We start from the raw sequence: 11,155 nt of genomic DNA, 5'->3' as shown, positions 1-11,155 counted from the left end.
GCAGAAATCGTACACATTTCGTATGCCGGACTGCCAAACGATGTGCAGGAAGGAACCCGTATTCTCATCGATGACGGTCTGGTGGAGCTGGAAGTGCTTTCTGTGGAAAATGATACGGAAATTCATTGTAAAGCCAACAACGGCGGTGTACTTTCCAACCGCAAGGGCGTGAATGTTCCGGCGACGGATATTCAGCTTCCGGCGCTTACCGAAACGGACCAAGAAGATATACTCTTCGGTTTACAGGAAGGCGTGGAAATTATTTTTGCTTCGTTTATTCGCTCTGCTAAGGATATTCTTGCTATTCGGGCGCTTTGTGAAGAACACGGCGGCGAGAAGGTGCTTATTTTCGCCAAGATCGAGTCGCAACAGGGCGTTAATAACTTAGACGATATTTTGCGCGTTGCCGATGGCATCATGGTTGCGCGCGGCGACCTTGGTGTGGAGATTCCAACCGAACGTGTGCCGTTGGTGCAAAAACAGATTATTCGCAAAGCCAATTTAGCCGGCAAACCCGTCATTACGGCTACGCAAATGTTGGACTCTATGCAGCGAAACCCTCGTCCGACTCGTGCAGAGGTAAACGACGTCGCAAATGCGATTTTGGATGGCTCAGATGCGGTGATGCTTTCCGGAGAAACTGCTGCAGGCAAATATCCGGTGGAAGCGGTGCGCCAAATGCGCGTGATCGCGGAAACCACAGAGAAATCGCCGGATTTTCTGCGCACCATCGAAGACCGCGACATGTGGGTAAGCGTCGATGTGTCCAGCGCCATCTCTCGATCGACATGCATTATTGCGCAGCAGATACAGCTTGCTGCGATTGTCGCATCGACAGCAAGCGGATTCACTGCTCGTCAAATTTCTCGTTATCGTCCGGTAACCCCCATTATCGCGGTTACACCGCAGGAGACAGTGTATCATCAGCTGGCATTGGTCTGGGGTGTCTCGCCAGTGCTTTCCACCGTTTCCAAAGAAACCGATGAATTGATCGAGCGTTCTATTTTAGCCGCTCTTTCTACAGGACTCTGTCATCAAGGAGACCAAATTGTTCTCACTGCCGGAATTCCTGTTGGAAGGGGTGCTTCCACTAACTTTATTAAAGTGCATACCATTGGCGATATTGTTGTTTCGGGTACGGGCATTGGCACCGGTATTGTGGGCGGAAAAGTGGTTCATGGCGCAACAGCGGAAGAAATGAAAGCCTCTTTTCGTCCCGGCAGCGTACTGGTATGCCGCACGACGGGAACCGATATGATTGCCTACATTGAAAAAGCGGGTGCCGTTGTCGTAGAGGAAGACGGCTTGACGTCCAATGCGGCGATTCTTGGCAGACATTACAACATTCCGACCATTGTGGGCGCAACGGACGCTTATGCGTTGTTGGAAGAAGGCGAAGAAGTCACGGTCGATGCCTCGACCGGGGTGGTATATAAAGGGATTCAAGCGTTCGCCTAAGGTGGGAAAGGAGAAAGCAGCTTTTTATTCTTGAATCTCATATTAGGTCATTTCCTCTAATAGAAAAATAACAAACCATTGACACGAATTAAAAAAAGATTTATAGTTAAGTTGGAAATGGAAAAGTGGGGTCATGAAGAAGGTCGGCTGTGATTGCTTAAAAACGATAAGGAGTCTAATAAGATGAAAAAAGTATTATCATTTTTTGGAAAAGCAATCGTCATTTTTTCGATTTGCGTACTTTTCTCTTCGACGGTTTTTGCGGGAGAGAGTGTGGATGGAGGGTACTGGTCTTACGGTGGATATCATGATCCGTCCAATTGGGGTGCTTTTTCTAATTATTATCATCCTACACGTTGGCACTGGTCATCGGTAGTACGAGACAGTGATGCAAAATCGAAGCGTGGCACAGCATACGCCGGGGACACTTCTGAAGCTTTTATTAATTGTAAATTTGGGGAGCACATTGAATTCGACTATGGATTCTAAAGAAAATACTGCTTTGTCGCGTTCAAGAATATCATATTTTGTGATGGATGTTTGCAGGTAATACGCAATTTATATTGCAAAGGAACAAGGCATCGCAATAGAACGATGCCTTGTTTCGTCCATCAATAAAAAATCTGGTCAGTAATCGCCTCTAATACATGGCTTTCCAGAGGAGGAGAAGATGAAAAATAAAAGATTGTTTTTCTCTTTGCTGTTCAGCACGCTTGCGATCTCCTTATTAGTAATAACGATGATTTTTTTTAATCAACGCAGTCACTTGTATTCGTCCTTTCCCTCAGTACGGCTTCAGTCGGTAAAAAAAGAAAAAAGCTGGGAAGATGTTAGCAGTACATTGGAACGCATTGCTGAAGATAATAATAGTATTTTGGCGCGTCGCATTTTGGTAGCTTCTTTATCGGAAGACGCATTTAAATATGTCTTTTTTGGCACCAAGGAAACACCGGCTGGTTTTCTTTCTGCGACAGAAAAGGAAATTGAGGATGCAGACAGCGCCGGATCGGTAATCATTTATAAAGGTGCGCTGAGTCAAAAAAAACTTGCGGAAGAGATGGCTTCTTTATCGAATGACCCAATTAAAATTACGCCACATCCGTTCATTTTTGTGCGCATAATACGCAGTTTTTCAAGCGCCGTCGGTATCCTTTTTTTTGCCTTACTCATTTTACTTTTTATTGCAGTGGAGATTTTAGACCATTTGCGGGATCTTCCCGCAGCAGGTATTCGTTTGATTTCGGGCATACGCACAAGTAGCCTGTTTCTGAATAATATCGAAGAAGATCTTTTGGCTATGGCATTCGCCGGAGGCATTGGATTTTTGATCGCCAATAGCATAATGGTTGTTTTTCGATTTTGGCACATCGCCTTTATGAATTATGTGGGTGCGGCGATTCTTTTATATTTAGGCATAGTGTTTCTTGTTGGGCTGCTCCTACATGTATTGTTTCTCTGTATTTTACAATCCTCTCGGCTGGTTGATCTCGTGAAAGGAAAAGTTCCTGCAAAATCAATTTTGGTGATTCTTCTTTTGGGACAAGCCGTTGCGATGTTTGTTGTTGGATTTGGGGTTGATCGAAGCCGTAGATTAGTTCCTGCGACGATTCGACTCTTGGAAGCGAAAGCGGAATGGGCGAAGAGAAAGCAATATGTGAATCTTACTTTCAGCGATACGGCGCTATCCAAAGATGCCAATGAGCAAAAGCGGAGAGACGAAGCATGGTTTTCGTTCATCCGTACAGCGTTTGAGCAAAAAGGTACAGTTTTTGTTAAAAATGAGATGGGAGACTTCATAGGAATAAATCCATTAGGGAATAGTGAAGAAGAACGCAAAACAAGAGCCTTAGAGAAGCGTTTACTTTATGTGAGTCCATCTTATTTTGAAGCGGAGTCCATTTCTCTGGATGAAAAAGTACGATCGACCATTAATAATCTTGAGCAAGGGGAATTCGCCCTTTTGGTGCCCAAATCTTTAGTAGAATCCACGGAGGATATAGAGAAGAGTGCGGTTCAACTCATGAATGGGCACTATGCAGTTAATCAAGACGGAACGGCAACTCGAACAATGCAGGTTAAAACCATGCAGATTCCGGATATGCAGAGGGTGTTTTTGTATAATCAAATTGGTTTTCCGACGGAGCAGTTTGTGAATGCACCGGTTTTTATTGTATTCACACCAAAGTCTACCGGAGATTCCTTTGGGGCAAAAGTAGCATGGGCATCGGATCTCGACTATTATCTGTTTTTGCATAAAGATGAACCTTATGTCTCTTTGCTGCGGGAAAAGGGAGTTCTGCAATGGATTTCTCATATTGAAGAAAGTGCGCATTTGTATGAGCGGGTTACACGGAACTATAGAGTAGATTTGATGACAACGGTGATATCGACGTTAATGGGTGTGTTTACGGCCATTGTGATCTTTATTTCGATGAATCGAATGTATTTTGAGGAATGTCGCCGAAAAATATTTTTGTATCGTTTGTCTGGTGTTCCCTTTTTTGCTAATCATAGACGGTATATAGCTGTACAATGTGCACTATTCCTTCTCATCGATGCGGTCTTATGGGGGCTATTTAAGAACACCTTGGTTGTCAGCAGTGTTGGCATTGGTTTTTTGCTTTTGTCCATAGGGTTGCTCTTTTGGCAGATGAAAAGAGAGAATCGAATGGCAGTGACTATACTGAAAGGAGAATGAAATGCTGGAGATCAAAGAAGTAACAAAAGCATTTGGCAAGCGTGTTATTTTTTCTCGGTTCAGCCAGTGTTTTCATCCGGGGAAAATCTATGCGCTCATCGGACGAAGCGGATCGGGAAAGACAACATTACTGAATATGATGGCAAAGTTGGAGCCCTATGATCAGGGAGAAATCCTTCTTGATGGCAAGCCGCTCAATACAATGAAAGATCAGTGGTTTTTTGCCAATAAGCTGGGCTATTTGTTTCAAAATGCCGGGCTAATTCCGGACGAATCAATTGAAAGAAATTTGATGCTGGGTCTTGTCGGCAAGAAAGTATCCAAGTCCGATCGACAAAATCAGTTCAACGAGGTAATGGAGAAAGTCGGCTTGGCAAAGCTGAGCTTAAATACGAAAGTGTATACGGTATCGGGCGGGGAAGCGCAACGCATCGCCTTAGCAAAGATATTCCTTAAGGAACCTCCGCTTCTGCTTGCCGATGAACCTACTGCGTCTTTAGATCCGAAAACGGCAGAAGAAATATTAGCTCTTTTATTTCGTATGCGTGATGAAAAGCGAATCATCATCATTGCAACACATAGTCCGTCGATTTGGGAGCGAGCAGACGAAGTCGTCGCTCTGTCATAAAAAGAAGGGATGGCTTTTTGAGGAGAAAACCATCCCCTATTCCTCGTTGGGGAGAGGATAATCCTCATTCAGGCTTGCCAAGGGGACTTCGCCTACCTTTCTGCGCTCCGCCAGGAAGCATTGTCCACAGACAGCCTCGTACTCGATGGTGGCGCTGTTGTCGATGCACACCTGATCGCCTTCAAAGACGGTTTTCCCGTTTACGCGACGGATATTCATGATGGCTTTTCGTCCGCAATGGCAGATGGTTTTGAGCTCTTCCAGCGAATGAGCGAGTTCCAGCAGACGTTGACTGCCGGGAAAGCCTTCGCCGCGAAAGTCGGTACGCAGACCATAGCAGATGCAAGGGATACGGGTGTCCATAACGGCAGCAAAAAGCTGTTCTACATGCCGTGGGGAAAGGAATTGCGCTTCATCGACCAATATACAGTCGATGGGGCGCTTTTTTCGTTCTTCCTGCACCAGCGTGCGGCAGTCGGTTTCTTCCGCAATCACGCGATCCACGCGCCGGCGGACGCCAAGACGGCTGACAATCTCATCTTCGCCCTTGGTATCCACGCCGGGCTTAAGAAGCAAAACGTGCATCCCTCGTTCTTCATAGTTATAGGCAACCTGCAAAAGCAAGGTCGATTTACCGGAATTCATTGCGCCGTAGCGAAAATAGAGTTTTGCCATACATTTTTTCCTCCTGATACGCGTCAGTTCACTATACCACAAGAGAAGAGGCGACAACGAGGGGAACTTAACCGGCAGGGGAAAAGCGTTGGGGGCGTTATGAGAGCATCCTGATACAGGAAAACAAAGACGGGGAACGGAGAGAGACCTTTATCTATGTCGTTGGTGTTCCGTGGTATAATGGACGGGACAGTTTTCAGAGAAAAGGAGACGACGATGAAAAAATTCGGAAAAACCATACTGCTGTTGCTTCTCTTGGTTTCCGTTGGCAGCGGTGGCTTTATTTTAGGTCAAAATATGGAAGCGGACATGGTTGGTACGGCATCGGGGGATGTCGAAACCGATCGGCGCATCATGAAAAACATAGAGCTGTATCGGCAAGCTATCAAGAGCGACTATCTTTTTTCCTATAAACCGGAAGATTTAGAAACCGGTATTTATAAGGGACTGTTCTGGGGGCTTAATGATCCCTATTCGGAGTACTATACACCGGAGGAGTATCAGCGTTTGATGGAAGACACCAGCGGCAAATTTGCCGGTGTCGGCTTAGTGATTACAGCAGGCGACGATAATCTGATTACGGTGGTTTCGCCCATTGCCAATACACCAGCCGATCGAGCGGGGGTAAAAGCAGGCGACAAAATTATCGAAGTGAATGGCATTACCTATACGGGACAGGATTTGCAGGAAGCTACCGACAAGATGCGCGGTGAGCCGAATACGCCTGTGGATCTGACTGTGCAGCGTGTAATTCAGGGAAAAACGCAGACATCGCATGTGCGCATTGTTCGGGAAATGATTAAAGTCGATACGGTGGTCAGTAAGATGCTGCCGGATAATATTGGCTATGTGCAGCTGACTTCCTTTGATGAAGATAGCGCGAAGGATTTTGAAAAGGCATGGAAAGATTTGGAAAAGCAGGGTGCCAAACGCTTTGTTCTGGATTTGCGCAATAATCCGGGCGGTTTGCTGGATACGTGTGAGGAAATCGCCGACCTGCTGCTGGGAAAAGCGACCATTGTCACGACGGTGGACAACAAAGGAAATGAGGACAAGAGCGAGTCTGACGATAAGCAGTTTACCGAGCCGATCACGGTTCTTGCTAACGGCGGGTCTGCTTCCGCTTCCGAGATTCTTTTGGGAGCGCTTCGTGACAATAAACGAGCGAAATCCATTGGCGAAACGACTTTTGGAAAGGGCATTGTGCAGCAGATTTATCCCCTTGGGGAAGACGGAAAAGAAGGTGGCTTTAAGCTGACGATGGCGGAATATCTCACGCCAAATGGGGAAAAGATTCATGGAAAAGGCATTACGCCGGATATCGTGGTAAAGGCGCCGGAAGAAGCGAAAGGTATCGGTCCGAGCTTCTTGGAGGAGGATCCGCAGCTTAAACGCGCGATTGAAGAAGTGAAGGGCTTATGAGCGGCTTCCAGCTCGAATCTGCGTTTCAACCGACGGGCGACCAGCCCAAGGCCATTCGTGCGCTTGTGGAAGGCGTCCGTCGCGGAGACCACTACCAGACGCTGCGCGGTGTGACCGGCTCCGGCAAAACCTTTACCATGGCGAACATTATTCAGGCCATCCAGCGTCCGACGTTGGTGCTCGCGCATAATAAAACGCTGGCTTCGCAACTTTGTTCAGAGCTGCGCGCTTTCTTTCCGCATAACGCCGTGGAGTATTTTGTCTCCTATTATGACTATTATCAGCCGGAAGCCTATGTGGCAGCGACGGACACGTATATAGCCAAAGATTCTTCGATAAACGATGAAATTGATAAATTACGCCATTCGGCGACGATGTCTCTCTTTGAACGACGAGATGTGATCATCGTCGCCTCGGTGTCGTGCATTTATGGTCTGGGTGATCCGGAAGACTATTTAGAGCTTACCGTTTCCGTTCGTCCGGGGATGACCATAGATCGGGATGATTTCCTGCGCAAACTCATTTCCATTCAATATGTACGAAACGACGTAGCGTTTCAGCGTGGAACGTTTCGGGTGCGCGGCGATGTCGTCGATATTTTTCCCGTGTCGTCCAATGAAGAAGCCATCCGGGTGGAGTTTTTCGGCGATGAGATTGACCGTATCCTGGAGATAAATTCGCTGACAGGGGAAATCCTGCGCGGCAGAAGCTATTTCATGATTTATCCGGCAAGCCATTATGCGACAACCAAAGAAAAATTGAAACGTGCCATCGTCCGCATAGAAGAGGAATTGCAACAGCGCCTGAGCGTTTTGCAAAGCGAAAACAAGTTAGTGGAAGCGCAGCGACTCGAACAGCGTACACTCTACGACTTGGAAATGTTGACAGAAGTGGGTTTCTGTTCCGGTATTGAAAACTATTCCGCGCCGATGAGCGGTCGTCCGCCGGGTTCCCGACCGTACACACTGATCGATTATTTTCCCAAAGACTTTCTGCTCATGGTGGACGAGAGCCACCAGACGATTCCGCAGGTGCGCGGGATGTATAACGGCGACCGCGCGCGTAAGCAGAACTTAGTGGATTATGGTTTTCGTTTGCCTTCGGCGTTGGATAATCGTCCCCTAAAATTTGATGAGTTTGAAGCGTTGGTTCCGCAGGCGATTTTCATGTCGGCAACACCGGGACCGTATGAAAACGAACATGCGACACAGACGATAGACCAAATTATTCGTCCGACCGGACTTTTGGATCCGCTTGTCGAGGTGCGTCCGACGAAACACCAGATTGATGATTTGATGAGTGAAATTCAGCGAACAACCGCACGCGGAGAACGCACCCTCATCACCACGCTGACGAAAAAAATGGCGGAAGATTTAACCAAGTACTTGGAAGAGGCGAAAGTCAAAGCCATTTATCTGCACTCCGATGTCGAGACGCTCAAACGCATGGAGATTTTACGTGATTTGCGTCTGGGAACCTATGATGTTCTTATTGGCATAAACCTCCTGCGTGAAGGCTTGGACTTGCCGGAGGTATCGTTGATTGCTATCTTGGATGCGGATAAAGAAGGCTTTTTGCGCTCCGAAACATCGCTCATTCAGACCATTGGTCGGGCGGCACGTAATGTGAACGGAAAAGTTATCCTATACGGCGATCAGGTGACCGATTCTATGGCGGCTGCCATGGAGGAGACGAAGCGTCGTCGTGCCTTGCAGCAAGCGTATAACGAGGAACATGGGATTACGCCAAAGACCATCCAGAAAGAAATTCACGCGCGCATTTCGACGGAGATTGCCGCGGAAGAGCTGCAAGAATATCAAGGCGCATTGCCGACAGAAGAAAAAGAGAGCTATTCTCGCGAAGACCTGATGCAGATGCTCACCACGATGGACGTGGAAATGCGCCATGCAGCAGAAGAACTGGACTTTGAACGCGCGGCACGCCTGCGCGATGCGATTCGCGCGATGAAGCGTGAATATGGTCTTTCCTAAGCAAATGCAATAGAAAGGATGGACATGACACTCGAAAATATCGTTATTCGCGGTGCGCGCGTCAATAATTTGAAAAATTTGGATTTGACGCTGCCACGCAACAAACTGATTGTAATGACCGGACTTTCCGGTTCCGGAAAAAGCTCGTTAGCGTTTGATACGATTTACGCAGAGGGACAACGTCGCTATGTAGAAAGTCTGTCCAGCTATGCTCGCATGTTTTTGGGGCAGATGGATAAGCCGGACGTCGATTTGGTGGAAGGATTATCGCCTGCTATTTCCATTGACCAAAAAACAACGAACCGCAATCCACGTTCTACGGTGGGGACGGTGACAGAGATTCATGACTATTTGCGCCTGCTTTATGCCAAAGTGGGCAAAGCGTTTTGTCCAGTCTGCGGCGAGCCGATTCGCGCCATGGCGGTGGATCAGATCGTTGAAGAAGTAATGGCATTTCCCGACAAGACACGTTTTCTCGTGCTTTCGCCGGTGGTGCGCGATAAGAAGGGACGGCACGATAAAATATTCACCAATTTGGAACGGCAGGGATTTACCCGTGTATTGGTGGATGGGGAAATGTTTGATCTTGGTACACAGCCGGAATTAGACAAAAATACGAAGCATTCCATTGCTATTGTAGTGGATCGTCTGGTGCGTCGTGACGGAATGCGTTCACGATTGGCGATGTCTCTTGAAACAGCGTTAAAGCAAGCCAACGGCAGCTGTGCGATTCAAGTGGTAGACGGGGAACTGCACCGCTATTCCTCGAAACTCGCTTGTCCCAACGGTCACATGGTGATAGAAGACATTGAACCGCGTCTGCTGTCGTTCAACAGTCCCCAGGGAGCCTGTCCGGACTGCAACGGCATCGGTTTTCACATCGCGGTGGATGCCAAGTTGTGCATTCCCAATCCGGATCTTTCCATCGACGAAGGAGCGATTGCGCCGTTTGCCACTTCGGTGAAAGGAACGTACTATTACGAAATGATTCACGCGCTTTGTGCGCTGTACCATTGGCAGACGGACCGTCCTATCGGCGAGGCACCGAAAGAGGTTATCGACGCTATTTTATATGGCACAAAGGGCAAAAAACTGCGATTCCGCTTTGATTCGCATTTTTCCGGTCAAAAGACGTATTACGATTCCTGGGAAGGCGTGATTCCCAATTTAACGCGCCGCTATCAACAGACCAATTCCGACTTTATGCAGCAGCGTATACGGGAATACATGGCAGAAAACACTTGTGAAACCTGTCATGGTGACCGCTTGCGTCCGGAAGCGCTTGCCATTCATATTGGCGAAAAGAATATCGCGGAATTTAACCGAATGTCCATTCATGAGGCACTAACCTGGGTGGATACGCTCACCTTTACCGAAGCCGAATCCATTATCGCCCGTCCGATTCTGAAAGAGGTAAAAGCGCGTTTGCAATTTTTAGTGGACGTAGGTTTGGATTATCTAACCCTGGATCGCTATGCCGCAACGCTTTCCGGTGGAGAAAGCCAGCGTATTCGTTTGGCAACACAGATTGGTGCCGGACTGGTGGGGGTGGTCTATGTGTTGGACGAGCCGTCCATCGGTCTTCATCAGCGTGACAACGATCGGCTGCTTGGCGCACTCAAAAATTTGCGCGATCTGGGCAATACGTTAATCGTTGTCGAGCATGACGAGGACACCATGCGTGCGGCGGACTGGATTGTAGACATCGGTCCTGGCGCAGGTATTCAAGGGGGAACTTTGGTCGCGGAAGGCACCTTTGACGATATTTGTGCCAATACGCATTCCATCACCGGAGAGTATCTGTCGCATCGCAAATTTATTCCCGTGCCGGTCGAACGCCGGAAACCTACAGGATGGATGGAAGTGTTCGGCTGTCAGGAAAACAACCTAAAGAATATCGACATCCGTTTGCCGTTGGGCGTTTTGACGTGCATTACAGGCGTGTCCGGCTCCGGAAAAAGCTCTTTTGTGGAGGGCATATTGTACAAAGTGCTGGCGAATCGTCTGAACCAGGCGCATCTGCGTCCGGGGGCATATCGCAGCATTCGCGGAGAAAAAGCACTCGACAAGGTGATTGAAATTGACCAGTCGCCCATCGGGAGAACACCGCGTTCCAATCCGGCAACCTACACCAAAGTTTTCGATCTCATTCGGGATGTCTTTGCCCAGACGAACGAAGCAAAACTACGGGGATTTGACAAGGGACGCTTTTCGTTCAACGTGAAAGGCGGACGTTGCGAAGCCTGCCGAGGCGATGGAACGATTAAAGTCGAGATGCATTTT

Annotated in this window: 8 protein-coding genes; 7 read left to right on the top strand and 1 reads right to left on the bottom strand. The window is 47.9% G+C overall.

What is annotated here, in order from left to right:
* From pyk to RDL68_RS05000, 4 genes are all read left to right on the top strand, one after another.
* Window positions 1-1,458 (top strand): pyruvate kinase (gene pyk, locus RDL68_RS05015; protein ID WP_308540588.1); only part of this gene is annotated, 1,458 nt, incomplete at its 5' end.
* A 183-nt stretch (window positions 1,459-1,641) separates the two neighbouring features.
* On the top strand, window positions 1,642-1,947 hold the full coding sequence (locus RDL68_RS05010; protein ID WP_308540587.1) for a lactococcin 972 family bacteriocin: 306 nt from the start codon (window positions 1,642-1,644) through the stop codon (window positions 1,945-1,947).
* A 181-nt stretch (window positions 1,948-2,128) separates the two neighbouring features.
* Window positions 2,129-4,156, top strand: a complete 2,028-nt coding sequence (locus tag RDL68_RS05005; protein ID WP_308540586.1) for a DUF1430 domain-containing protein — start codon at window positions 2,129-2,131, stop codon at window positions 4,154-4,156.
* Window position 4,157: 1 nt separating this feature from the next.
* The gene (locus RDL68_RS05000) at window positions 4,158-4,784 is read left to right on the top strand and encodes an ABC transporter ATP-binding protein (protein ID WP_308540585.1); all 627 of its coding nucleotides are present in this window, start codon (window positions 4,158-4,160) and stop codon (window positions 4,782-4,784) included.
* A 36-nt stretch (window positions 4,785-4,820) separates the two neighbouring features.
* Here the strand turns inward: RDL68_RS05000 and RDL68_RS04995 are convergent, their stop codons facing one another.
* Entirely contained in the window at window positions 4,821-5,459 is a 639-nt protein-coding gene (locus tag RDL68_RS04995) for a thymidine kinase (RefSeq protein WP_308540584.1), read from the bottom strand.
* Window positions 5,460-5,675: 216 nt separating this feature from the next.
* Here RDL68_RS04995 and RDL68_RS04990 point away from each other — a divergent pair, with 216 nt between their 5' ends.
* From RDL68_RS04990 to uvrA, 3 genes are all read left to right on the top strand, one after another.
* Complete coding sequence (locus RDL68_RS04990; protein ID WP_308540583.1) at window positions 5,676-6,881, top strand: S41 family peptidase; 1,206 nt, start codon at window positions 5,676-5,678, stop codon at window positions 6,879-6,881.
* Window positions 6,878-8,872 (top strand): excinuclease ABC subunit UvrB, encoded by a 1,995-nt coding sequence (gene uvrB, locus RDL68_RS04985; protein ID WP_308540582.1) that lies wholly within the window; start codon window positions 6,878-6,880, stop codon window positions 8,870-8,872. The genes RDL68_RS04990 and uvrB overlap by 4 nt, the downstream gene beginning before the upstream one ends.
* A gap of 24 nt (window positions 8,873-8,896) precedes the next feature.
* Window positions 8,897-11,155, top strand: a 2,259-nt coding sequence (uvrA, locus tag RDL68_RS04980) for an excinuclease ABC subunit UvrA (protein ID WP_308540581.1), incomplete at its 3' end; no start/stop codon positions are given.

It is taken from the genome of uncultured Murdochiella sp. (assembly GCF_902488755.1).
Taxonomy (GTDB): domain Bacteria; phylum Bacillota; class Clostridia; order Tissierellales; family Peptoniphilaceae; genus Murdochiella.
Note: the sequence above shows the minus strand (reverse complement) of the source record. Positions and strands in the feature narration are given on the sequence as shown.